Below are 23,721 nucleotides of genomic sequence, written 5' to 3'. Positions count from 1 at the left end.
GCGGAGAAATGGTATGCCCACGATGGCCCTGGTCGCCGCCGGTGACCCGAACCTCGAACTGATCCTCAAGGTGCTGCCCGCCCTGGTCGTCATCCTGCTGGTCGCCGGCCTCTGCGGCCGGCTGGCGCTGATGGTGATGCAGCCGCGGGTGCTCGGCGAGATGGTGGCCGGCGTCCTGCTCGGCCCGACGCTGTTCGGCTGGCTGTTCCCGGAGGCCCAGGCCGCCCTGTTCCCCAAGGAGGTCAGGCCGGTCCTGTACGTGCTGAGCACCATCGGCCTGACCCTGTACATGTTCCTGGTCGGCGCCGGGCTGGACCACAGCGCGCGATCACCCGGCGAGGTCCGCCGGGGTTCGGTCCTGGCCGGCTCGGGCATCATCCCCTCCCTGGCCCTGGGCTTCTGCAGCGGCCTGGTCCTGTACGACCTGCTCTCCCGCCCGGACGTCAACCGGTGGGAGTTCGCCCTGTTCCTCGGCGGCGCGCTGTCGCTGACCGCCTTCCCCATGCTGGCCAGGATCCTGTACGAGCGGAGGCTGGAGAACTCCCCGCTCGGCCGGCTCACGCTGATCGCGGCCGCCATCGACGACGCCCTGGCCTGGTGCATCCTCGCGCTGCTGTCGGCGATCCACCTCGGCTCGGGCTCCGGCGGCGCGCTGCGCACCATCGGCCTGGCCGCGCTGTTCGCGGTGGTGATGCTGGCGGTGGTCCGCCCGCTGCTGCGGCCCCTGGGCACGAGCTTCGTGCGAACCGGCCGGCTCGGCCCCGGCGCCATGTACGTCGTCATCCTCGTGCCGCTCACCGCCGGCTGGCTCACCGACTGGATCGGCGTGTACGCCGTCTTCGGCGGCTTCGTCGCCGGGCTGACCATGCCCCGCGATCCGGCCTTCCGCAAGGTGCTGCACGGCCGCATGATGGACGTCGTCTCGACGCTGCTGCTGCCGGTGTTCTTCACCTTCTCGGGGCTGAACACCCATCTCAACGGCATCGCCGGTGGCGCCATGCTGCTGGCGTTCGCGCTGATCCTGGCGGCCGGCTTCAGCGGGAAGTACTTCGGCTGCTCGCTGGCGATGAAAGGAATGGGATTCGGCTGGCGCGAGTCGTACGCGGTGGGCGCGCTCATGAACGCGCGGGGGCTGATGATCCTCATCTTCATCAACATCGGCCTGGCACAGGGCATGATCACGCAGGAGCTGTTCGCCATGCTGGTGCTCGTGGCCGTGATCACGACCGCGGGGGCTCTGCCGCTGTACAAGCTGGCGCTGCCGGAACGCCTCGAACAGGCCAGGAGAACCGAACCCGAAGAGCCCCGCCCCTTGGAGGAGGCAACCTCGGCTTGATCTTCATTTCACGAAATGTCAATGCCTGTCGGGACCCTGGTAATTCCGCGGCAGTGATGCCACGGTGGGTCCGTGGCTGGGACATCGGGTACAGCCGGCTCACCCTCCCGTCGGCTGTTACTCGTCGAAGACGACCGTGAGCTCGGGGGCATGTTGGTAGACCTGTTCACCGACGAGGGATACACGGTCGACCTGGCTCTGGAGGGGCAGCGCGGCCTGCACCTGGGGCTGAGCCGCGCCTACGACGCCATGATCGTCGACCGGGGCCTGCCGGTGGTCGACGGCATCGACCTGCTGCGGCGGCTGCGCCGGCAGGCCGTCACCGTGCCGGTGCTCCTGCTGACCGCCTTCGGCACGGTCGCCGACCGGGTCGCCGGGCTGGACGCGGGCGCCGAGGACTACCTGGTCAAGCCGTTCGAGATCGACGAGCTGCTGGCCAGGGTGCGGGCGCTGCATCGCAGGAACCTGGACCAGGCCGGGCTGCTGCCCGTCGGCGCGGGCCGGCTGGATCCGGCGGCGCACACCGTACGGCTGCCGACCGGCGAGGAGGTCACGCTGTCCGGCCAGGAGTGCCGGCTGCTGCACGCGCTGGCGACCCGGCCGCGGCAGGTGCACACGCGGGCCTCGCTGCGGCAGCGGGTGTTCGACGGCGCCAGCACCGACGCGATCGTGGACACCTACGTCTACTATCTGCGCGGCAAGCTGGGACCGGGCATCGTCAGCACCGTACGGGGTGTGGGCTACCGCCTGGGTGAGCTGTGAGGGGGCGGGAGGCGGCCGATCCGGAGCGGCGGCTGCTGACCGGGGCCCGCCGCCGGATCACCGTACAGGTGGCGGGCGCGATCTCGTTGGTGCTCGCCCTCTTCGGAGCGGTGGTCTACGGCGTCACCCTGAACGACCAGCACGACTCCGCGCGGCGTGACCTGGCCGCCGCGACGAGCCACGGCTCCGTCACCCACCCTCCCCCCTGCGTCTGGCTGTTCGAGCTGCGCGACGGCACCCTGCGGAGCTCTCCAGGGGCACCGGAGGCGCTGCCCCTGGACGGCGCCCTGTACCTGGCCGCAGGCAGCGCGCCGCAGGTCGACCAGGTCGAGCTGGCCGGGCAGAGCTATCTCGTGCGCACCGAGCGGCACGGTGACGTGGCGACCCAGGCGGTGATGGACCTTCGCTACCAGGCCGCCGAACGGCATCGGCTGCTCCGCACGCTCGGCGCCGCCGAACTCGCCGCGCTGCTGGCCGCGCTGCTGATCGGCCAGGTCCTCGCCCGCCGGGCGATCGCGCCGCTGGGCGAGGCCCTGGCCCGCCAGCGCAGGTTCGCCGCCGACGTCAGCCACGAGCTGCGCACCCCGCTGACCCGCCTGCACACCCGCGCCCAGCTCGTCGCCCGCCAGCTGCGGCGCGGAACCGACCAGATCCTGGTCATCGACGAGGTCGACCAGCTGGTCACCGGCTCCCGGCAGCTGGGCGAGGTGGTCGAGGATCTGCTGGTGTCGGCCCAGTTCAAGCAGCTGCGCCGGCCGTTCGTCCCGGTCGACCTGGCCGCGCTGGCCGAGGAACAGGCCGTGGCCGAGGCGGCGCGCGCCGCGGCGCACGGCGTGACGATCGAGGTACGCCGCCAGGGGCTCGACGACCACCTCGTGCGCGGGGCCCAGTCGGCGCTGCGCCGGGTGATCGCCGCGCTCCTCGACAACGCGCTCGGCCATACGAGCATGGGGGGTCATATCTGGGTGACGGTCTCCGGCGGCTCGGAGGTGGTGGAGCTCAAGGTGCGCGACGACGGCGTGGGCCTGGATCCGGACGACTCCGAGCGGCTGTTCGCCCGGTTCGTGGGCCGGGGCTTCGGGCTGGGGCTGGCCCTCGTACGGGAAGTGGTGGACGGGCACGGCGGGACGATCACGGCGGACGGGCGGCCGGGCGCCGGAGCGGTGTTCACCGTCCGCCTGCCGGCGGACCCCGCCGCCTCGCACTGCCCGCCGCCACCGCCCAGAAGCGAACCCACCGACCACTCGGACCGCTCGGACCGCGAGCCGGAGCGGCGCTTCTGATCTCATCGTCGGGATCCGGTCAGCGCACGAACCCGTTGACGATCAGCGGGAGAGAGGCGTCCAACCCGACGACGTTGAGCACACCCGCGTCTTTCGGGTCCGCGATCGAGTAGCCGGCGGCGGTCATCGCCGCGACCACCACGCGGGCGTCCCGGTTGACCCGCCTGCGGTAACCGTCGAGCGCCTGGCTCGCGTGGGAGCGGCCGGCCCACGTCTCGTTGTCGGTCAGGACGACGATCCCGTCCACGGTCATCCGCTCCTTGGCCGCCCAGGTGAACGGCAGCGACAGGTCCGTGCCCCCGCCCGAAGGCTCCCACGAGGCGATCTCCCGCAGGTTGGTACGCGGCGTCACCTTGGAGGCGTGCACGGCGGTGTCCACGTCGATGACGTGCACGTTCTCCTCGATGCGGGCGAGCATGACGGCCATGGCGCAGCCGACCTCGTACGGACTGCCGACCGGCGAGCCACCCACCCTGACACCGTCAGACCACTGGCCGCTCATCGACCCGGACGAATCCACGGCGACGAGTAACCGCTTCCCGGTCGGCTCGACATTGCCGAAGGACAACTCGTACGTCTCCTCCAACGCGTCCAGGATCGCCGGGACCGGCGCCCACGTGTGGGCGTCGGCGCGCGGGTTCGGCTGGGCCCGGCCGGAGGCGTAGACACGCAGCGCGAGCCAGGCGTCCATCGGATGGACGCGGGCACGCAGCAGCGCGTCCCGATCGGTCAGCCGGGCCACGGCGCGCCGGGTGGCGTCGCCGAGCGGCGTCAGTGTGCCGAGCCGGGTCATGCGGGCCAGGTTGCGGATGAGCGCGGTCATGCCGACCGTGTCGACCAGGGCGTCCCACACCTTCGGCTCGCGCAGCATCGCGTCCGGGAAGAACTCCCAGGGCACCCGCGACTCGTTCACGACCCGGATCGCCACGTCGACGCCGGTGACCGCCTTCGCCGTGAGGAACCTGTCCACGGCGGGCAGCACCTCGCGGGCCCGCTCGTCCGTGACGTTCCCGGCGATCCAGCCGAACAGTGTCCTGCGCTGCTCGTCGTCGGCGACCGGATGGGCGACCCGCAGCACGTCCCGCAGGCTGAACGCCTCGCCCTGCGGCGTCCTGCGCTGAGCGGCCTTGCATGCCTTGAACGCGACGTCGTCCGCGCTCCCGGTGAGGAACCAGGAGCCGAGCGCGGTCCGCAGCGACCGGCCCACCACGGGCGAGGTCCCGCGACCGGTCACCTTGCCGCCCAGGTTCTTGTGGTAGCCGAAGAACTGGGCCAGCTGATCGGTCGTGCGCGCGACCTTCGCCAGCGCCACCTTCGCCGCCTGCCTGGTGCCGGCGTCGCCCTTGGCGTAAGCGGCGGCCAGAGCGAACAGGGCAGGCCGCTGCTTCGGAGCACGCGGCGGCCGAGCCGTCGAGATCGCGGTGAGCAGGGCGACGACGCGCGGGCCGTCCTCGGCGATCGCCTGGAACAGCACGTCGGCGTTCTCCGCCGTCAGCTTGTCCTCGCTCACGTAGTAGGTGCCGCCCGTGGTGCCGAGGATGAGGAAATCCTCCAGCTTGTTCCACAGGTCCTTGTCGAAGACGTAGCCGCCGGCGGCGTTCTGCACCTGGTCGGTGCGGCCGGGAACCCGCTGCGTCTGCGGAGTGGCGATCGCGGAGACCGCGGCGAGGGGATCACGTGCCATGGTGCGCTCCTTCCGTTCGACCCGCCCGAGAGCGGATATGCGAAAGGGGAGCGGATGTGGTGATGACCACCCGCTCCCCTTGCTCGTCAGGCCTGGAACCGGCACGGATGTGGGGATGCCCACCGGCGTTCGGTGCTCTGGCCAGCTGAGCTACACAGACCGAAGCCTGTGACGGGATTCGAACCCGCGACAACCCCATTGGAAGTGGATAACCGACGGGCTTCGACCCGTGCCGGCACCAGACCCGATGAACTGGTTCCCACGTTACTGATCAACGCGACGCGCCACACCTGATTATCGGGACTCTCCCGGAGCCCGCGTTCAGGGGACTGCCGGCGACCTCAAGCCTCGCCGGCCGCGGCAGCGGCGTTCCCCACCACGCCGAGCAGGACCCCCCATCCAGCGGTTCCGAGGAACTGCGCCGTCTGCCGAAGCCTGCCGCGCTTCTCCTCGTCAGGCTCCCCCTCGGCGGCGGCTTCGAGACCGGCGATGATCTGCCTGGCGAGCAGTTCGGCCGGCCCCCCTCCTACGACCCGCCGGGCCTCACCGGTCGGGCTGTGGATGCCGTCGATCTCCCGCCCGGCCGAATCGGCGCCCGTGACATCGGTGAACCGGAAGAACGGCGGCCGTTCACCGGCGAGAGCGGCGAGCGCCCGCCGCACCTGCTCCGGGTCCATGCGGAGCCGTTCGACGATCTGGTGCGGCTGGATCAGCGCCGCGCCCTCATCCGCCATCTGGACGATCGCCGTGAGTACGGGTAAGTCGTGGTCTTTCCAGGTCATGTTCGCTCCAGAAGTACATCGGTTCGTCCGTCGCAGTCTCCTCCAGGCTTGGTCCCCGTGGGGCGCACATGTTGACGCGGGGTGCCGGGAACTCTGCTCACGGCCGCCACTTCTCCAGGTATGCCGCGTGGCCGGCGTACGGGAGGGCGAGGAGGCGAACGACCCCGACCGCCATCGCCTTGGTCGTGTTGCCCTCATCCACGGGCAGGAACTCGGCCTCGGCGACGAACCCCACCAGCTCATCCAGGATCCGCCGTTTGGCCTCGATCTCCTGCAGCACGCGGGCCGGAGCGTAGCGGGCCAGATAGGCGGCAGTGGCGCGCGCCTGATCGCCGCTCGAAGCTGCGCCCTCGTCCTCTTCGGCGTTCGACGGCCACGACACCGGCGATGCGGCACGCGCTCCCCGCTCGTCCTCGTGGAGCCTGGCGCGGAGAAAGGCGATCAGCTCGTTCATTTCAGGCTCTCCATGATCGGGGCTGTCGTCTGCGCCATCGTAGAGCCGAAGTGCGACGCCGCCCCTCGGCAGATCGGAGATCCGTCGCCCGAGCGCCGCATGAACGTCGGTGCGATCCTGCTGGAGGCCTCCATGTCCGGGCCTGCTCAACTGTTCGCCAAGCTGCGGGCAGGCCGAACGATCACGGAGATCCGGCGTCCAGCGTTCGGCGGCGGCTTCGAACACTCGCAAGTAGCTCAGGACATTCCATGCAGGTTGCGTTCGCTCGAACCGACCCACATGTCCAGGACGTCGGGCAGCGAGACCGTGTAGAAGCCGGCCCCCAGTTCCCCGGCGATGGCGCGCGCGAGAAAGGTCTTGCCGCATCCCGGAGGTCCGTACAGCAGGAGGCCACCAGGAAGGCTACGGCCGTAAAGACGACGCATTTCTGGATTACGCATAGGGACGAGGAAGGACGCCTCCAGGCGCCGTTTCACTTCCTCCAGCCCGCCGACATCCGACAAGGTCACGTCAGGACGCTCGCCCCCGTCATCCGGACGCAGACGATCCGCCGCCCGGGAAAGGACGGCAAGCGCCTCGGCGTTGCCGGGATCACGTTCCAGAGCGGCGGAGCAGTGCGCGAGCGCGGCCGCCGAATCCCCCTGATCGACGAGCAGGTCCGCGACATGAATGCGGAGAGGCACGTCGTCTGGGCGGTCCTCCACCGCCGCGAGAAGACTCCGTAAGACAGCAGGAAACCCGCCATTCTCTATGACATCCCCCAGAGGAACCGAAAACGCCGAGCTGCGCACATGCAACGGCCCGCCACAAATCCGGATTAGAGAACATCGCTCGACTTCGAGGAGGTCATGAATTCCGTCGACGCGCTAACGCCCGGCCAATGAGGTCATATACGGCCGTCAACCGCGGCGGATTCCGATCGGGCGGCCGGCGGATGGGCAAGGGAGTCGACAAGGCGCGCCAGCAGGTCCCTGAGCAGGTCCTGTTCGGCGCTCGCAGCGAGTAGCCGGGGCACGCCGGCCTCCACCTGCCTGCTGAGCTGCCGGTGGAGTCTGCGGCCACGCGGGGTGAGGTAGGCACGAATGCGACGCCGGTCGATGTCGTCGACCCGGCGATAGACCAGACCGTCGTCGACGAGCTGGTCCATGAGCTTGGTGAGGGTGCCCGGCGGGAGGAAGGCGTGCTCGGCGACCTCGGTCATGTGGTGGCCGGTGCCGTCGGCGAGCAGGGTGATCACCCGCCAGGCGTCCAGCGAGTAGCCCTCGGCGTTGAGGATGACGGCGAGGCGCCGGCCGAGTAGCCGTTCGGCTCGCGTCAGCAGGTGGATCAGATCCGGCGGCTGATGCGTACCCGGAACAGCCATGACCCTCCTTGATCGGGGAAGGTGTCTCATGCTACAGACCGGTTGCAGCTTCCGGAATGGTGTGGAAATCATGCCCTTGACCAGGAAGCATGGCGTCATGCCGCGGTTTGACAGGCAGTTCCCTGGATCGCCGGACCCGTCGCCGCGTGGTCTCGCCGATGGCGTCGACCTGAGCGGCGAGACGGTGAACGTGGCGCTGGTGGTGCCGATGCGGGGCCCCTCCGGGATGTTCGGGCCGGCCTGCGAACTGTGCGCGGAGTTGGCCACCGACGAGGTGAACCGGGCCGGGGGCGTACTGGGGCGCGAGCTCCGTCTGGTGCCGGTGGACGGGGGCGCCCCGCCGGACCGGGTGGCGGCCGAGGTGGAGGCGCTGGTGTCGCTGGGCGCGGTGCAGGGGGTCACCGGCTGGCACATCTCCTCGGTACGCCAGGCCCTCGCCCCGCGCGTCGCCCACCGGGTGCCGTACGTCTACACGGCTCTGTACGAAGGCGGCGAGCGTACCGACGGCGTGTTCATGACCAGCGAGACCCCGCTCGACCAGTTGTCCCCGGCCATGCGGCTGCTGGGACGGGAACGGGGGCTGCGGCGCTGGTTCGTGGTGGGCAACGACTACGTCTGGCCGCGCGGTACCGCGCGGGCCGCCCGCCGGTACGCGGCGGAGTGCGGGGCGGTCATCTGCGGCGAGTCCTACCTGCCGCTGGGCACCCAGGATTTCGGCGAGGTCCTGCGGCACATCGAGCGGAGCGAGGGCGACGCGGTGCTGATGCTGCTGGTCGGCAGCGACGCGGTGCGTTTCAACCGGGCGTTCGCCCGCAGCGGGCTGGACCAGCGGTGCCTGCGGCTGAGCACGCTGATGGACGAGAGCATGCTGCTGGCCAGCGGCCCCTCGGCGACCAACGGGCTGTACAGCACCGCCGGCTTCTTCGCCTCCCTGACGACTTCGGAGAATCTCGATTTCCACGGGCGGTACGCGCGCAGGTTCGGGGTGGACGCGCCGCCGCTGGGCAGTCTCGGCGAGTCCTGCTACGAAGGAGTACTCCTGCTGGCGGCGCTCATCGAGCAGGCCGGAACGCTGGACGTGCGGACGATCGTGGGCCACGCCGACACGGTCTCCTACGAAGGCCCGCGCGGGTTGCTGCGAATGCGGCGCCGACACATGCGCCAGCGCATCTACCTGGCCGAGGCACAAGGGCTGGAGTTCGATGTGGTGGCCCAGTTATAGGCAGGGCTTGACAGCGTACGCGCCGCACCTCCAAAATTCTTCCTACAGGAAGGATCTGCGAGGGACTCGCAGGTCGGACGGCTGCGAGCGTCACGCGACGAGCCCGGGCGGGAGCCTTCGGCGCGGCCCGCGCAGCCACCTTGCGACAATTCTCGAAAAGCCGGCGCACACGACTTGTGCGGCGGCTTTTTCTGTTTCGGGTAAGCGCCCTTTCACATCAGCTAGAAACAGCTACTTAAGGGCTGCGAAACATCTCCGTAATGGCTTTAGCTGACGCTGACTATGCCAATCGATCGCATTCCTTTTTAGCGAGACGGCGAATCAGCAATGCGTGGCTTCGTCATCGAATTCCACGGTTCACGCTCCCTGGCGGAGCGGAGGAGGTTTCCATGTACCGGGTTCGCGGACGCCGCGCGGCGGCGGGTGCGGCGATTCTCGTCGCCGCGCTGACGCTTGGCGCGTGTGGCAGCAGGACCGACCAGACCCCCACTGCCCCGGCTGCGGCCGACACGTCGGGCTCGACCGTCAAAGTTGGACTGCTCAACTCGCTGTCCGGCACCATGGCCATCAGCGAGGTGACCGTCAAGAACTCCCTCATGCTCGCCGTGGACGAGATCAACGCCGCCGGCGGTGTGCTCGGCAAGAAGATCGAGCCGATCAGCGAGGACGGCGCCTCGGACTGGCCCACCTTCGCCGAGAAGTCGCAGAAGCTCATCAGCCAGGACCATGTCGCCGCGGTGTTCGGGTGCTGGACCTCGGCCAGCCGCAAGGCCGTCAAGCCGGTGTACGAGAAGAACCAGGCGCTGCTGTTCTACCCCGTCCAGTACGAGGGCCTGGAGCAGTCGCCGTACATCTACTACACCGGCGCGACCACCAACCAGCAGATCGTGCCCGCGCTGGACTACCTGAAGGCTCAGGGCAAGACCTCGCTCTACCTGGTGGGCAGCGACTACGTCTTCCCGCGCACCGCCAACAAGATCATCAAGGCGTACGCCGCGGCCAACGGCATGAAGGTGCTCGGCGAGGACTACGCGCCACTGGGCTCCACCGAATTCTCCACCATCACCAACAAGGTGAAGGCCGCGGGCGCCGACGCGGTGTTCAACACCCTCAACGGCGACAGCAATGTGGCCTTCTTCAAGGAGTACAAGTCCGCCGGCCTGACCGCCGACAAGATGCCGGTGCTCTCGGTGTCCATCGCCGAGGAAGAGGTCAAGAGCATCGGCACCCAGTACCTGGCCGACCAGTTGACGGCGTGGAACTACTACCAGACCACTCCGGGCGCGGCCAACGAGAAGTTCGTCAAGGCCTACAAGGCCAAGTACGGCGCGGACAAGCCGACCAGCGACCCGATGGAGGCCGCCTACGTGTCGGTCTACCTGTGGAAGGCGATGGTGGAGAAGGCCGGCTCCTTCGAGGTCGCGAAGGTCAAGGCGGCCAGCGCCGGGGGCGGCATCACCTTCGACGCGCCGGAGGGCAAGGTCACGGTCGACGGCCCGACACAGCACGTCTTCAAGACCGCCCGCATCGGCAAGATCGGCTCTGACGGCCTGATCACGGAGGTGTGGAACTCCGGCCAGCCGGTCAAGCCCGATCCGTTCCTGAAGGGCTACAGCTGGGCCGGCGGCCTGACCTGACAGCCGACCGGGTGAGCCGGTCCGACCGGCTCACCCGCCCACAGTCCACCCCCTCACGATCCGGAGGTCCGACCTGTGACGCTGGTCTTCAGCCAACTGTTCACCGGCATCAGCATCGGCGCGGTGCTGCTGCTCATCGCGCTGGGCCTGTCGCTCACCTTCGGCCAGATGAACGTCATCAACATGGCCCACGGCGAGTTCATCATGGCCGGCGCGTACACCGTGTACGTCCTGCAGCAGATCATCACCAGCGCCGGAGCGTCGTTGCTGGTCGCCCTGCCGGTGGCGTTCCTCGTCGCCGGGACGATGGGCGTCGTGCTGGAGTTCCTGCTCATTCGCCGGCTTTACACCCGGCCGCTGGACACCCTGCTGGTCACCTGGGGTGTCTCACTCATCCTGCAGCAGCTGGCCAGGGACATCTTCGGCGCCCCCAACGTGCAGACGCACGCGCCGGAGCTCCTCAGCGGCAGCACGAAGATCTTCTCGACCGGCACCGGCGATCTGGTGCTGGCCAACAGCCGCCTGTTCATCCTCGCCCTGGCCCTGCTGGCCGTCGCCGCGCTGACCCTCCTGCTGCGCACGACCCCCCTGGGCCGTCGCATCCGCGCCGTCGTGCAGAACCGCGATCTGGCCGCGGCCTCCGGGATACCCACCGGCCGGGTGGACCGGTTGACCTTCTTCATCGGCTCCGGGCTCGCCGGCATCGCCGGGGTCGCGCTGACCCTGGTCGGCCCGATCGGGCCGACGATGGGCACCAACATCATCATCGACGCCTTCCTCGTCGTCGTGGTCGGCGGCATCGGGCAGCTGAAGGGCACGGTGATCGTGGCCTTCGCCCTCGGCCTGATGCAGTCGCTGGTGGAGTACTCCACCACGCTCAGCGTGGCCAAGGTGCTGGTGTTCCTCACCATCGTGGCGTTCCTGCAATGGCGGCCACGGGGCCTGTTCACCCTGCGCACCCGGAGCCTGGCATGAGCGCCGACGGCTTGGCACGCTGGGGCGGCCGGTTCGCCGCGGGCGCTCCGGCGCGTACGAGGGCCGGGTTCGCCCTCGCCGCGCTCGCGCTCTTCGCGGTGGCACCGCTGGTCCTGGGCGACTTCCGGCTGAGCCTGCTGGCCAAGTACCTGTGCATGGCGATCGTGGCCGTCGGCGTCGGCCTGGCCTGGGGCCGGGGCGGGATGCTCGCCCTGGGCCAGGGCGTGTTCTTCGGGCTCGGCGGATACGCGATGGCGATGCACCTCAAGCTCGCCGACGCCGGTCCCGGGAATCTGCCAGACTTCATGCAGCTCTACGGCCAGGTGGAGAGCCTGCCCTGGTGGTGGGAGCCGTTCGCCGACCCGTTCTTCGCGATGGCGGCCGTCGTGCTGCTGCCCATGTTCCTGGCGTTCCTGCTCGGCTCGCTGGTCTTCCGCCGGCGGGTGCGCGGCGCCTACTTCGCGATCCTGTCCCAGGCACTGGCCGCCGCGATGGCGATCTTCCTGATCGGTGAGCAGGGAACCACCGGGGGCACCAACGGCTTGACCGACATCCAGGGCTTCTTCGGCTACAACCTCGACGACCCTGTCAACCAGCGCATGGTCTACTTCATCATCGCCGGCTGCCTGTTGCTGATGCTGGCGGCGGCGCGGCAGCTCATGCACAGCCGCTATGGCGAGCTGCTGGTCGCGACCCGGGATGCCGAGGAACGGGTCCGCTTCCTCGGCTACGACCCCGCCAACGTCAAGCTGGTGGCCTATGTCGTGGCCGCGGGCATGGCCGGCCTGGCCGGCGCCTTGTTCGTGCCCGCGGTGGGCATCATCTCCCCCGCGCTGATCGGTGTCGTGCCCTCCATCGAGTTCGTCGTCGGAGTGGCCGTCGGCGGCCGGGCGACCCTGCTCGGACCGGTTCTCGGCGCGATCGGCGTGGCCTGGGCGAAGACCGCGTTGTCGGAGCAGTTCCCGGCCGCGTGGACGTATTTCGAAGGGTTGCTGTTCGTGCTCCTGGTCGCTTTCCTACCGGGTGGTATCGCATCCGTGTCCGGCCTCATCCGGCGTCGCCGTGCCGCCGACGGCACCGCCCGGAGGGCGGCACCCGCCGGCGAAACCGCACCGCCCATCGCTACCCCTATCCCCGCCTCTGCCCCTGCGGACACGAGAGAGGTCGCCCAGTGAGCACCGAAAGCGCCGCCGGGCTGCGGATCCGTGACCTGAGGGTGGTCTTCGACGGCTTCGCCGCCGTGGACGGCGTGGACATCGACGTCCCACCCGGCGACGTGCGTTTCATCATCGGGCCCAACGGCGCCGGGAAGACCACCCTCGTGGACGCGGTCACCGGCCTGGTGAAGGCCTCCGGCTCGGCCTCGTTCGGCGGTCAGGAGCTGCTCGGCCGGAAGGTCCACCACATCAACCGGCTGGGCATCGGCCGCACCTTCCAAACCGCGACCGTGTTCGAGGAACTCACCGTGCTGCAGAACCTCGACATCGCCGCGGGAACCGGCCGCGGCCCGCTGACCATGCTGCGCAGGCGCAAGAGCGTGCCGGACGGCGTGGCCCAGGCGATGGAGGCGATCGGGCTGGCCACGGCGCGGAACAACCTCGCCGGCACCCTCGCCCATGGTCAGAAGCAGTGGCTGGAGATCGGCATGCTGCTGGTGCAGGACGCCAAGCTGCTGCTGCTCGACGAACCGGTGGCCGGCATGAGCCACGATGAACGCGAGGCCACCGGCGAACTCCTCGGGCTGCTCAGCGAGGAGCGCACCGTCGTGGTCATCGAGCACGACATGGACTTCCTGCGGCGCTTCGCCCGTACCGTCACCGTCATGCACGCGGGCCGGAAGCTGAGCGAGGGCACCGTCGCCCAGGTGCAGGCGGACCCGAAGGTGCAGGAGGTCTACCTGGGACACGCCGGCGCGACCGCCGCGGCTGCAGGGGAGGCATGATGCTGGAGTTCGACGGGATCGATCTGGGATACGGCCGAAGCATCGTCCTGCGCGCGTTGTCCTTGACCGTTCAGGACGACGGGGTGACGGCGGTGCTGGGCCACAACGGCGCCGGCAAGAGCACGCTGCTACGGGCCGCCATCGGCCTGCTCAAGCCCCGCACGGGCACGATCCGGCTGGGCGGGCAGGACATCACCGGGCTGGCCCCGCACCAGCGGGTGGCCCGGGGAATGGCCTACGTCCCGCAGGGACAGCAGTGCTTCCCGCACCTGACCACCGCGGAGAACCTCCAGCTCATCGCCGATGGCCGCCGTAACGGGAAGGCCGCCACAGCGGAGGCTCTGGACCTGTTCCCCGCGCTGGCCGGCCTGATGAACCGCCGAGCGGGCCTGCTCTCCGGCGGGCAGCGCCAGCAGTTGGCCATAGCCCGGGCACTGATCACCGAGCCGAGGCTCCTGCTGCTGGACGAGCCGACCGAGGGCATCCAGCCGTCGGTCGTCACCGAGATCGAACAGACGATCCTGGCGCTGGCCGGCCGCGGCGGGATGTCGGTGTTGCTGGTCGAACAGCACGTGGGGTTCGCGGTGAAGGCGGCGCAGCGGTACTACGTCCTGGAAGCCGGGCGGGTGACGTCGTCGGGCCGGGGTGGTGAGGAGGCCGAGTCCGCCGTCCGCCAGGCGCTGACCGTGTGAGGAGACCCCGACCCGAAACGAGCAGACCCTGGCCGGGCGCCACGCACTCCATCGGGCCTTCCCGATACGAGCAGATCCTGTCGGGGCTTTCTGCCCGCCCGCCGGAACCCGGCTTGCGGCGAGGTGCTCGACGGCATCTCCCTAACGGGTAAAAAGTGCGAGCCCCAGCGGAGTGCCCGGCTGATGCCGACAGCGGCGCGCCCGGGTGTCTGGGAGGCGCTCTCAACGGGTGACAGACCACCGCGAAAAGATCAAGAAGGCCGCTTACCTGATCGGGAAGCGGCCTTTGAGCTGGTGGGCGATACTGGGATCGAACCAGTGACCTCTTCGGTGTGAACGAAGCGCTCTCCCGCTGAGCTAATCGCCCGCCCTGCGGCCCCTTGCGGCGCCGACGGGAAAACCATACCGCACTCCGGGACTGGTCGCGAAGCGGCGGGAGGCGCAGGTGAGGATTCGGGGAAAGGGTGCGGTTGCCCATCGGTGCGACGGCTCGTTGGCATACCATCGTCGTGTTCCGGTAGGTGCCGATCGTGATCTTTTCTCAAGGAACGTTCTTGGTGGGCCCGTCGGAACAGGCTCCACGAAGCGCAAAACCCTTGTAAATACGACCCGATTCATGCCGTTTAGCCAGGTAGATGCCTAAATGTCCAGCTGTGATGTGCGTTACAGAAGGGCCTAGGAGCGGAATCTTTCCTACAGGTTTCTTCGTTCCGCGTGATAGCTCAGGACGAAGTCCGTCAGAGCAGTGATAGCCCCGAAGAGGGGACCTTCGACGAAAAGGTTTGGCTGACGATGAACAGCACCACCGTCTCCGCCGAGCTTGGCCTTCGGCTTGTGGTCCCCGACCGTACTACCGTCCCCCTGCTCGCCGGACTGAGCTACACAGCCGACGACCCGTACGCCATCCGCATGGCCTTCCACGTAGGGAACGACGAACCGGTCGAGTGGATCTTTGCCCGAGAGTTGCTGACAGTCGGCATCGTGAGACGCGTCGGCGACGGCGACGTGCAGGTATGGCCCGCACGCGCCGACGGCGAACGCACCCTGCACATCAGCCTGACGTCACCGTTCGGGCAGGCACTGTTCGAAGTGCCGCTGGCGCCGTTGACCGAGTTCCTCCACCGCACCTACGAGAAGGTGCCGGCCGGCCGCGAGACCGACTTCATGGATCTCGACGCCGAGCTCACGAACATGCTCTGGCCGTCCTGACACCCCACAAACCCCTTTTTGATCTTTTACGGCTCAGCACGGTGGGCCCCAACCGCCGTACGGGGTTGAGGCCTGTCCAGGGGCACGCTTCTCCGGTGGAGCGGGTTTCGCGCCGTGACGTGCGCGTTCTTGGCCCCGGTCCGGGGATTGGGCCGGCCTTTGTGATCTAGGCCGCGCCTCACCGGGTTCCCGCCGCCGCCCTGTGGGGGCGCATTCGCCCGACCGAGGGATGGACCAGTCCGGTCTGGGACCTCCAAAGCGGCGTGTTCACCGCCGACCGCGGCACGCTCGACGTCCATTACCTGACGACCGCTCCCGGCAACACGCAGAACATCTCGTACTGGCCTGCGAGCGGGGAAGCGTGGCTGGTCAACGAATTCCGCGGCGACCATGACGGCGTATACGCGAGCGATCGCCTGGTGCCGGCGTTGAGCTGCCCGAACCTCAGCTGCTGACGCCAAGAACGGCACGCCCTCTGACTCTCCGTCGCGGGCCTGGTGCGGCCCGCCGTGGCGGCGGGCCACGATGCAGAGGGTATGTCGGGTTTCTGGAGGTTTGCTGGGACTATTGGGGTATCGAGGCCAGCGCCGCTTTCATTCTCGTAATCTCGATGTTCTGGCCCGAGTAGACGTCTTTCGCCACGCGTCGCATCTGCTGGTCCGTGCCGGTGGAGCGTTCTTCGTCGGCCATCTTCAGGGCGCCGCCGTGGTGTCTGATCATGAGTTGCAGGAACAGGCGGTCGAAGGCGGCCGCGCGGGCCGTGCGCAGGGCGTTCATCTCCTCCAGGGTGGCCATGCCGTAGCCCTCGGGGCCGTGGGCGTGGTCGGCGGGGACCGGGCGGCCGAGGGAGGCGAGCCAGGAGGACATGGCGATGATCTCGGGACGCTGGGCGCTGGCGATCTGGTCGGCGAAGCGGCGTACGGACGGTGTCGTCGTACGGTCCTTGACCAGGCCGGTCATCTCCAAAGCCTGCCGGTGGTGCGGGATCATGCCTTCGGCGAAGCGGACGTCGGCGGCGGCCGGGGCGGGCGGCGGCTGCCCGAGGCGTTCGCCCGGCGTGGCCGTGCGCGCGGGGGTGCCCGGGCCCTGTGGGACGATCACCGGAGCGTCGGTGCCGATCGCGGACGGCTGTTCCGGCTCCCGGGCGCACGCCGACAGCGCGGGCAGCACGAGTGCCGTCGAGACTGTGACGATGAGCGCACGCGACCGGGACATCACTGACATAGCTTCCATACTGAGCCACGAACGAGAGGGATAGCGCGTGATCTTCGGAAAGGTACGGGGGGCGGTGGTGTGCGCGGCGGTGTTGCTGGTGGCCGCGTGCAGCGCCGGGCCGCAGGCGGGTCCGCGAGGGGAGGATCCCTCCGGAGACGCGGGCGAGCCCGTCAACACCTCCCAGCCGACCGGTGACGCGAAGACGAGCCCGAACGTCAAAAGGGTCGCGCACATGCCCCGCACGGCGCCGCTCGACGGCGCCATGGACTGGAACACCGACCTGGCCTTCCAGGGCGACTACGCGTACGTGGGCAACTTCGGCGGGTTCTCGATCTACGACATCAGCGACCCGGCCAAGCCGAAGACGGTCAGCCAGGTCGACTGCCCGGCGGAGCAGAACGACGTCTCGATCTACGGCGACCTGCTGATCCTGTCGATCGACGAGCCGCGCAGCGACGAGAGCTGCGCCTCCACGACGAAGAGCCACCACTGGGAAGGGCTGCGGATCTTCGACGTCAGCGACAAGAAGAACCCGAAGTACGTCTCGGCCGTCGCGACCGACTGCGGGTCGCACACGCACACGATGATCCCCGACGGGGAGACGCTGTACGTGTACGTGTCCTCGCCCGGCCCCGAGCCGGAGTCGGAGACCTGCCCGCCGCCGCACGAGCTCCTCCAGGTGGTGGAGATCCCCACCAAGGACCCCAAGGCCGCCAAGGTCGTGGCCAGGCCGAACTTCTTCCCGGACCGCGAGGAGACGGGTGCCGGGTGCCACGACATCACGGCGTACCCGGAGAAGAAGCTGGCGGCGGCCGCGTGCTTCGGCGACGGCGTGCTGCTCGACATCTCCGACCCGGTCAACCCCAAGGTGCTGCAGCAGATACGCGACGAGGAGAACTTCCAGCTCTGGCATTCGGCGACGTTCAACAACGATGCGACCAAGGTCGTGTTCGGCGACGAGCTGGGCGGCGGCTCCGCGCCGACCTGCGACCGGGACACGCCGCGGACCAAGGGCGCGGACGCGATCTACGACCTCGTGAACGGCCGGCTGGAGCGGCGCGGCTACTTCAAGATCCCGCGCGAGCAGGAGGAGAACGAGAACTGCGTCGCCCACAACGGCTCGCTCCTCCCGGTGCCGGGCAAGGACATCATGGTCCAGTCGTGGTACCAGGGCGGCGTGTCGATCTGGGACTTCACCGACTCCGCCAACCCCAAGGAGATCGGCTACTTCGACCCGGTGCCGTACGACGGGGTCGCGGGCTCCTGGTCGGCCTACTACTACAACGGCTACATCTACTCCAGCGACATCCGCGGCGGCCTGGACGTCATCGAGATCGACGACCCGCTGACCGACCCGGCCAAGCAGGTCAAGATGGATGACTTCAACGTGCAGACCCAGAAGTCCTACTGAGGTGCCGTGATGCTCCCCGCCCGCCAGTTGGCGTAGGTGGTGACGAAGGAGGAGGCCACCCGGCCGGTCTCGTTGAACGCGCGCCAGGACAGGTCGAAGAAGATCGGCCTGTCGCGCGCGTCCAGCTTCAGTTTCCAGGTGAGCTGGGTGTCGGCGAGCTCGTCGGCGGTCCACCCGCCGGTGATCTCCGAGATCTTCTGCTGGACGATCCGCGGTCCCCTGGTGGTCACCAGGGACCCGGAGTACGTCCGCGCCTCCCCGCTGATCCGCGGCGTCACGCTGATCACGTCGAGCAGGACGCCGACCCCGGCGGTCACGGGGAGCATCTCGGCGAAGTAGAGCGCGTCCGACGTCTCCTTTCCGGTCACCGGCTTGCCGTCGAGATAGACCTTCGGCTTGTCGGCGCTCTCTATGACGATCACCTGCCGGGTGTCGCCGACCGACTCGACCCGCATGTTGAAGTCCGTGGTCATGTCGTCGGTCGCGTCGAAGACGAGCTGGCCTCGGGCCTTGCCGTAGAAGGAGCTCTGGCTCAGGCCGCCCTCGTAGGTGAAGTCGGCCAGCGGCGTCACGATGGTCGCCGCCTCTATGGCCGCGACCAGCTCCGCGGGCTTGGCGGGAGGCGCGCTGACCGCGGGCTCGGGCGTGCCGGATGTGCTCGGCCCCGGCGAGCCGGTGGCGGCGGCCGTGGTGATGTTCGCGCGGCCGGCCGAGCGCGCCCAGAGCAGCGCCCCGGTGACCACCAGACCCGTCGCCGCGAGGCCCGCCCCGGTCAGCACGTTCCTGCGCGCCATCAGGACCCGGGTGGCGGTGATCGTCGGCGCCTCCGGCTCCACCGCGCCGGTAGCCGCCGGCGTGCCCTGTCCCATCGCGCCGGGGGCCGCGAGCGCACTCTGTTCCAGCACTTCGGTGGTCGCCGACGCACCCTGTTCGAGCACTTCGGTGACCGCGAGCGCACCCTGTTCCAGCACGTCGGACTCCCCCGCGCGCCGGTCCTCGCCGAGCAGCTCCAGCAGGACGTCGCGCGCCGTGGGACGGGCGGCGGGGGCCTTGGCCAGGCAGCGTGCCACGATCCCGCGCAGCGGCTCCGGCAGGTCGCCCAGGCCGGGCTCGGCCTGGAGGATCCGGTAGGCGACCGCGGCGATCGTGTCGTCGCCGAACGGCGGCCGTCCCGTGGCCGCGTACGCCATCGTGGAGCCCCAGGCGAACACGTCGCCGGCCGCCCCGACCGGCCCGTCGCCGAACTGCTCGGGCGCCATGTAGGGCGGTGTCCCGGCCATCCCGCCCTTGGTCGCGGTGAGGTCGGCGAGCCGGGCGATGCCGAAGTCGATGACCCGCGGCCCGTCCTTGGCCATCAGCACGTTGCCCGGCTTGAAGTCGCGGTGCACCACGCCCGCCCGATGGATGGCGGTCAGCGCGGTGGCCGTGCTGATGGCCAGCCGGATGAGGTCCGCGCCACGCAGGGGCGCGACGTCGGCCAGGGACGGGCCGTCGATGTACTCGCTCACGACGTAGGGCGGGTCGTAGCCGAGGTCGGCGGTGATCACCCGGGCCGTGCAGAATTCGGCGACCTGCCTGGCGGCGGCGAGCTCCCGCTGGGCCGTACGGTCGATGCCCGCCCTGCCGCCGGCCATCGCCTTGATCGCCACCTGCTCACCATCGGGACCCGTGCCGAGGTAGACGACGCCCTGACCGCCCTGGCCGAGACGGCCGGTGATCAGGTAGTCGCCGAGCCGCGGCGGATCGCCCGGCCGGAGCGCACCGGCAGCCACCTGATCAGGGGTTGAGGTCGGCGGCGGCGTGCTCGGCGAAGATCCGCATCGCCTTCGCGGTGATCGGCCCCGGCGCCACCGGCAGCTCGGTCTCGTCGACCAGCCTGATCGGCTGGATGTCGCGGGTGGTGGAGGTGAGGAACGCCTCCTCGGCGGTGTACAGGGCCGACATCGGTACGTCGGTCTCCTCGCCGCCGCACCATTGGAGCACCAGCGCCCTGGTGACGCCGGCCAGGCAGCCGGACTCGAGCGTCGGCGTCAGCAGCCGCCCGTCGCGGACGATGAAGATGTTGGAGCCGGTGCCCTCGCACAGGTTGCCCGCGAGGTTGCCGAAGATGGCCTCGCCGCCGCCGCGAGCCTTGGCGTAGGCCAGGGCCTTGGCGTTGTCGCCGTAGGAGGTGCTCTTGACGCCGGACAGGGCGCCGAGCTCGTTGCGCGGCCAGGGGACGACGGTGACGTTCGCGGTGCCGGGGAACGGCTTCTGCTCGTCGACGATCACGACCGAGGTGGTGCCCTGGTCACCGCGGTCGGAGCCGAGGGGGCCCGGGCCGCTGGTGTAGGTGACGCGGATGCGGCCGAGCGGCCAGTCGGGGGCGGCGGCCAGGCACTTGCCGATGCCGTCGGCGATGGCCTCGAGGTCGGGCGCGGGCAGGTCCATGCGCTGCGCCGACAGCGCGAGCCGGTCGAGGTGCCTGGTGAGCGCGAACGACTCACCGTGCACGATCTTGATGGTCTCGAAGACGCCGTCGCCGACCATCAACCCGTGGTCGAACACCGAGACGGTCGCGGCCGCGGGGTCGAGCAGCTCCCCGTTGACCCAGACAGGGATAGTCATCTATTTCCTCCTGAGGATGCCAGTGCGATGAGCCTGGACGCCTTCAGCTCGGTCTCGAGCCATTCACGCCGGGGATCGCTGCCCCAGGTTATGCCCGCGCCCGTGCCGAAGCGGATCTCGCCGGCGGAGATCCAGAACGTCCGGATGCCCACGGCCAGCGCCGCCCTGCGACGGTCGGCGTCGACCCAGCCCACTGCTCCACAGTATGGCCCGCGCGGCTCCGGTTCGAGCTCATTGATGATCCGCGACGCGGACGATTTGGGGGCGCCGGTGACCGAGCCGGGCGGGAACGTCGCCGCGAACAGCTCCGGCCAGCCCGCCCCCGGCGCGAGCCTGGCCCGTACGGTCGACACGAGGTGGACCAGCCCGGGATGCTCCTCGACGGCGCAGAGCGACGGCACCTCGACGGAGCCGACGGCGGCGACCCGGCCGAGGTCGTTGCGGACCAGGTCGACGATCATGACGTTCTCGGCGTAGTCCTTCTCCAGCAGGTCGTCCGCGGTCACCCCAGTGCCCTTGATCGGCCTGGACTCGACCAGGTCCCCGTCACGCGACAGGTACAGCTCGGGCGAGGCCGACACCACGCTCAGCCCGGGCACCTGGACGACGGCCGCGTAGGGGGCCGGGTTGCCGACGGCCAGGCGGGCCGCCAGGGCCAGCGGGTCGGCGTCGTGGGGCACCGGCGCGGTCAGGACGCGGCAGAGGTTCGCCTGGTAGACCTCGCCCTGCTCGATGTAGTCGCGGATGGCCTGGACACCGCGCTCGTAGGCGGCCTGATCGAGGGAGCTGTGCCACCGGTCGGGCGCGGGCCCGTGCCAGGCGGTCCTGGGCGTGGGCAGGGGTGCCGGCCGTACGTGGTCGAACCGGGCGCACGTCACCTTGCCCTCGTAGCCGACCACCACCGCCCACCAGCCGTCGCCGTCGAGGGCGGCGAGGTCGGTCGTCAGGTCGCGCAGGCCGGTGGCAAGGAGGTTGCCTACACGGGCGAAGCCGTCGTACACACCTGCCATTCTCCCAGCAATCGGACGAACTCCTGCGCGGACGCCAAAGGCGCCTCGGGCAGGGCCGCGTAGACCTTCCGCGCGGGGGCCAGCCCGCGCAGGGGCCGCAACACCAGATCCGCCGGTACGGCCCGCGCCGCCAGCTCCGGCACCAGCGTCACCCCGAGCCCGGCGGCGACGAACCCAAACTTCCCCGTCCATTCCGCCACCCGCAGCCCGCTGCGCGGCGTGAACCCGGCGGCGGCGCAGGCGGTGACCAGCAACGTCGGCTGCCCGCGCGGCGCGGCCTCGATCCACGTCTCGTCGGCCAGGTCGCGCAGGTCCACGTCAGGCTCCGCGGCCAGCCGGTGCGACCGCGGCAACGCCACCAGCAGCCGGTCCTCGCGCAGCGGCACGACCCGGTCGCATTCGGCGGCCAGCCCCGCGGGGTAGTCGCTGATCACCGCGACGTCCAGCGCTCCCGCCCGCAGCCGCTCGATCAACCGGGCCGTCAGCCCCTCGACCAGCCGCAGGCCGACCTCCGGCCGCCGCTCGGCGAACCGTTTGAGCGTCATGGGCACGAGATCGACGTTGGCCGTGGCGAACGCGCCGACCCGCAGCGTGCCGCCGCTGCCGCCGTGGATCGCGGCCAGTTCCTCACTCGCGCGTTCGAGCCGGTCGAGCACGGCGATGGCGTGCCGGTGCAGCGCCACGCCGGCCGGTGTCAGTCGTACGCCCCTGGCCAGCCGTTCGAAGAGCGGCCCTCCGGTGGCCCGCTCCAGGGCGGCGACGCGCCGGGAGACCGCCGACTGGGTGTATCCGAACAGCTCGGCGGCCGCGGTGAAGGAGCCGCTCCTGGCCACCTCGTCGAAGAGGCGGAGCGCTCCGGTGTCGAAGGCATTCATATCTGTCATGGCTGGTATGCAATCTAGTCGCTGGCGGAATGCCTCGCCTATCGCTTAACTGAACAGGTGATTGCATTTCTAGGACAGGGACGCATGGGCGTCCCGATGGCCCGGCGGCTCATCGAGGCCGGGCACAAGGTGACGACATGGCGGCGCGGGACCGGGGTCACGGTCGCCGAGGCGGTGGCCGGCGCGGAGCTGGTCATCACGATGCTGCGCGACCCGGCCGCCGTGCGCGAGGTGCTGACGGCCGCGCTGCCCGGGCTGCGGCCCGACGCGACGGTGGTGGAGATGTCCACGATCGGCCCGGACGCGATCCAGGAGCTGCGCGCGCTGCTGCCCGCCTCCGTCAGGCTCGTGGACGCGCCCGTGCTGGGCAGCGTCGCTCCAGCGGCCGACGGCACGCTGACCGTGCTGGCGGGCGGCGACCTGTCGGGGCTGCGCGACGTGCTGTCGGTGTTCGGCACGGTACGCGAGTGCGGGCCGCTGGGGGCGGGCGCGGCGATGAAGATCGCCGTCATGAGCGCCCTCGTGCCGGCCCAGGTGCTGATCGCGGAGACGTACGCGTACGGCGAGGCGCACGGGGTGGACCGCGACGCGCTGGCCGACGTGCTGTCGGGCACTCCCCTGGGCGTCCTGGCCGAACGGCTGCGGACGCCCGCCCCCGAGACCCGCTACGCGCTCGGTCTGGCGGCCAAGGACCTGGCCCTGGCGGCCTGGCCGGACGCCGCGCTCGCCGCCGCGGCACGCAAGCGCCTGCAGGAGGCCGAGGCGGCCGGGCTCGGCGACCAGGACGTGACGGCGATCGCCGCGTACGTGGGCGGGCGGGCCGCGCACCGGGCCGTGCCGGTCAACCCCGCGACCGTTCCGGCCACGAACGGCTTCTACTCCCATGCCGTACGGGTCGGCGACATGCTGTACGTCTCCGGGCAGGCGGCCTTCGACTCGCGCGGGGAGGTGGTCGGGGCGGGGGACATGACGGTGCAGGCCGAGCACGTGTTCCAGTGCCTGGCGCGGATCCTCGCCGATCAGGGGGCAGGGTTCGAGGATGTGGTGTTCGTCCGGACGTACCTCACGAACATGGACGATCGTGTCGCGTACGGGCAGGTGCGCCGGAAGTACTTCCCCGGGACGCCGCCCGCGAGCACGACCGTGGAGGTGTCGAAGCTGTTCATGCCCGGGTTGCTGCTGGAGGTGGACGCGATCGTCGCGCTGCCGTAGCGCGGGCCGTCGTACGCGGCTCGCGCTACGCGCCGACGCCC

General features: G+C 69.8%; 23 protein-coding genes and 1 tRNA gene. 13 read left to right on the top strand and 11 right to left on the bottom strand.

Annotated elements, in window-relative coordinates; translation table 11 throughout:
• Window positions 1–13 precede the first annotated feature (13 nt).
• The 3 genes from ACGFNP_RS31235 to ACGFNP_RS31225 all read left to right on the top strand — a co-directional run bounded on the left by ACGFNP_RS31235 (window position 14) and on the right by ACGFNP_RS31225 (window position 3,381).
• Complete coding sequence (locus ACGFNP_RS31235) at window positions 14–1,336, top strand: cation:proton antiporter (protein WP_393324953.1); 1,323 nt, start codon at window positions 14–16, stop codon at window positions 1,334–1,336.
• A gap of 72 nt (window positions 1,337–1,408) precedes the next feature.
• Window positions 1,409–2,098 carry a response regulator transcription factor gene (locus ACGFNP_RS31230; RefSeq protein WP_393324951.1) on the top strand — a complete coding sequence of 230 codons (690 nt, stop codon included), beginning with the start codon at window positions 1,409–1,411 and terminating at the stop codon, window positions 2,096–2,098.
• Window positions 2,095–3,381, top strand: coding sequence for a sensor histidine kinase (locus ACGFNP_RS31225; RefSeq protein ID WP_393324949.1), 1,287 nt, complete (start codon window positions 2,095–2,097; stop codon window positions 3,379–3,381). Before ACGFNP_RS31230 ends, ACGFNP_RS31225 begins: the two co-directional genes overlap by 4 nt.
• 19 nt (window positions 3,382–3,400) lie before the next feature.
• Here ACGFNP_RS31225 and ACGFNP_RS31220 read toward each other — a convergent pair whose 3' ends face one another.
• The 5 genes from ACGFNP_RS31220 to ACGFNP_RS31200 all read right to left on the bottom strand — a co-directional run bounded on the left by ACGFNP_RS31220 (window position 3,401) and on the right by ACGFNP_RS31200 (window position 7,664).
• The gene (locus ACGFNP_RS31220; protein WP_393324947.1) at window positions 3,401–5,065 is read right to left on the bottom strand and encodes a TROVE domain-containing protein; all 1,665 of its coding nucleotides are present in this window, start codon (window positions 5,063–5,065) and stop codon (window positions 3,401–3,403) included.
• 341 nt (window positions 5,066–5,406) lie between these two features.
• Window positions 5,407–5,847 (bottom strand): hypothetical protein, encoded by a 441-nt coding sequence (locus tag ACGFNP_RS31215; RefSeq protein WP_358325680.1) that lies wholly within the window; start codon window positions 5,845–5,847, stop codon window positions 5,407–5,409.
• 97 nt (window positions 5,848–5,944) lie between these two features.
• Entirely contained in the window at window positions 5,945–6,301 is a 357-nt protein-coding gene (locus ACGFNP_RS31210; protein WP_358325677.1) for a DUF6221 family protein, read from the bottom strand.
• 236 nt (window positions 6,302–6,537) lie between these two features.
• Window positions 6,538–7,005: an AAA family ATPase gene (locus tag ACGFNP_RS31205; RefSeq protein WP_393324944.1), complete on the bottom strand. Its 468-nt coding sequence runs from the start codon at window positions 7,003–7,005 to the stop codon at window positions 6,538–6,540.
• A gap of 182 nt (window positions 7,006–7,187) precedes the next feature.
• Window positions 7,188–7,664: a MarR family winged helix-turn-helix transcriptional regulator gene (locus ACGFNP_RS31200; RefSeq protein ID WP_393324942.1), complete on the bottom strand. Its 477-nt coding sequence runs from the start codon at window positions 7,662–7,664 to the stop codon at window positions 7,188–7,190.
• A gap of 97 nt (window positions 7,665–7,761) precedes the next feature.
• On the opposite strand from ACGFNP_RS31200, the gene ACGFNP_RS31195 reads away from it, so the two are divergent.
• The 6 genes from ACGFNP_RS31195 (at window position 7,762) to urtE (ending at window position 14,132) form a co-directional block, all read left to right on the top strand.
• Window positions 7,762–8,886, top strand: a complete 1,125-nt coding sequence (locus tag ACGFNP_RS31195; RefSeq protein WP_393324940.1) for a substrate-binding domain-containing protein — start codon at window positions 7,762–7,764, stop codon at window positions 8,884–8,886.
• Window positions 8,887–9,275: 389 nt separating this feature from the next.
• Window positions 9,276–10,523 carry an urea ABC transporter substrate-binding protein gene (gene urtA / locus ACGFNP_RS31190; protein ID WP_393324938.1) on the top strand — a complete coding sequence of 416 codons (1,248 nt, stop codon included), beginning with the start codon at window positions 9,276–9,278 and terminating at the stop codon, window positions 10,521–10,523.
• Between the two features lie 75 nt (window positions 10,524–10,598).
• The gene (urtB, locus tag ACGFNP_RS31185; protein ID WP_358325659.1) at window positions 10,599–11,498 is read left to right on the top strand and encodes an urea ABC transporter permease subunit UrtB; all 900 of its coding nucleotides are present in this window, start codon (window positions 10,599–10,601) and stop codon (window positions 11,496–11,498) included.
• A complete protein-coding gene (gene urtC / locus ACGFNP_RS31180; RefSeq protein ID WP_358325656.1) occupies window positions 11,495–12,673 on the top strand; it encodes an urea ABC transporter permease subunit UrtC in 1,179 nt (392 codons plus the stop codon). Before urtB ends, urtC begins: the two co-directional genes overlap by 4 nt.
• Window positions 12,670–13,440, top strand: a complete 771-nt coding sequence (gene urtD / locus ACGFNP_RS31175) for an urea ABC transporter ATP-binding protein UrtD (RefSeq protein WP_358325653.1) — start codon at window positions 12,670–12,672, stop codon at window positions 13,438–13,440. Before urtC ends, urtD begins: the two co-directional genes overlap by 4 nt.
• Window positions 13,440–14,132 (top strand): urea ABC transporter ATP-binding subunit UrtE, encoded by a 693-nt coding sequence (gene urtE, locus ACGFNP_RS31170; protein WP_393324935.1) that lies wholly within the window; start codon window positions 13,440–13,442, stop codon window positions 14,130–14,132. The genes urtD and urtE overlap by 1 nt, the downstream gene beginning before the upstream one ends.
• Before the next feature lie 292 nt (window positions 14,133–14,424).
• On the opposite strand, the gene ACGFNP_RS31165 is transcribed toward urtE, so the two are convergent.
• Window positions 14,425–14,499, bottom strand: a tRNA-Val gene (locus tag ACGFNP_RS31165).
• Between the two features lie 425 nt (window positions 14,500–14,924).
• Between ACGFNP_RS31165 and ACGFNP_RS31160 the strand changes: the two genes are divergently transcribed.
• Together ACGFNP_RS31160 and ACGFNP_RS31155 are read left to right on the top strand one after the other, a co-directional pair.
• Window positions 14,925–15,341, top strand: a complete 417-nt coding sequence (locus tag ACGFNP_RS31160) for an SsgA family sporulation/cell division regulator (RefSeq protein WP_020547189.1) — start codon at window positions 14,925–14,927, stop codon at window positions 15,339–15,341.
• A 263-nt stretch (window positions 15,342–15,604) separates the two neighbouring features.
• Window positions 15,605–15,796 carry a hypothetical protein gene (locus ACGFNP_RS31155; RefSeq protein ID WP_358325647.1) on the top strand — a complete coding sequence of 64 codons (192 nt, stop codon included), beginning with the start codon at window positions 15,605–15,607 and terminating at the stop codon, window positions 15,794–15,796.
• A gap of 109 nt (window positions 15,797–15,905) precedes the next feature.
• On the opposite strand, the gene ACGFNP_RS31150 is transcribed toward ACGFNP_RS31155, so the two are convergent.
• Window positions 15,906–16,565, bottom strand: a complete 660-nt coding sequence (locus ACGFNP_RS31150; RefSeq protein WP_358325644.1) for a DUF305 domain-containing protein — start codon at window positions 16,563–16,565, stop codon at window positions 15,906–15,908.
• A gap of 37 nt (window positions 16,566–16,602) precedes the next feature.
• Between ACGFNP_RS31150 and ACGFNP_RS31145 the strand changes: the two genes are divergently transcribed.
• On the top strand, window positions 16,603–17,967 hold the full coding sequence (locus tag ACGFNP_RS31145; RefSeq protein ID WP_358325642.1) for a hypothetical protein: 1,365 nt from the start codon (window positions 16,603–16,605) through the stop codon (window positions 17,965–17,967).
• Here the strand turns inward: ACGFNP_RS31145 and ACGFNP_RS31140 are convergent.
• Genes ACGFNP_RS31140 through ACGFNP_RS31125 form a run of 4 tightly spaced genes read right to left on the bottom strand, consistent with a single transcriptional unit; the run spans window position 17,961 to window position 22,468 of the window.
• A complete protein-coding gene (locus ACGFNP_RS31140) occupies window positions 17,961–19,739 on the bottom strand; it encodes a protein kinase (protein ID WP_393324932.1) in 1,779 nt (592 codons plus the stop codon). The genes ACGFNP_RS31145 and ACGFNP_RS31140 overlap by 7 nt on opposite strands.
• Window positions 19,740–19,743: 4 nt before the next feature.
• A complete protein-coding gene (locus ACGFNP_RS31135; protein ID WP_358325637.1) occupies window positions 19,744–20,574 on the bottom strand; it encodes an aminotransferase class IV in 831 nt (276 codons plus the stop codon).
• On the bottom strand, window positions 20,571–21,584 hold the full coding sequence (locus ACGFNP_RS31130) for a chorismate-binding protein (RefSeq protein WP_358325634.1): 1,014 nt from the start codon (window positions 21,582–21,584) through the stop codon (window positions 20,571–20,573). Before ACGFNP_RS31130 ends, ACGFNP_RS31135 begins: the two co-directional genes overlap by 4 nt.
• On the bottom strand, window positions 21,551–22,468 hold the full coding sequence (locus ACGFNP_RS31125) for a LysR family transcriptional regulator (RefSeq protein WP_358325632.1): 918 nt from the start codon (window positions 22,466–22,468) through the stop codon (window positions 21,551–21,553). The genes ACGFNP_RS31130 and ACGFNP_RS31125 overlap by 34 nt, the downstream gene beginning before the upstream one ends.
• 57 nt (window positions 22,469–22,525) lie before the next feature.
• Between ACGFNP_RS31125 and ACGFNP_RS31120 the strand changes: the two genes are divergently transcribed.
• Window positions 22,526–23,680 carry a Rid family hydrolase gene (locus tag ACGFNP_RS31120; RefSeq protein ID WP_393324929.1) on the top strand — a complete coding sequence of 385 codons (1,155 nt, stop codon included), beginning with the start codon at window positions 22,526–22,528 and terminating at the stop codon, window positions 23,678–23,680.
• Window positions 23,681–23,721: the final 41 nt, after the last annotated feature.

Source organism: Nonomuraea sp. NPDC049269, assembly GCF_043197155.1.
Lineage (GTDB): Bacteria > Actinomycetota > Actinomycetes > Streptosporangiales > Streptosporangiaceae > Nonomuraea.
The sequence above is the reverse complement of the archived record's forward strand: the minus strand, read 5'-3'. Positions and strand labels throughout refer to the sequence as shown.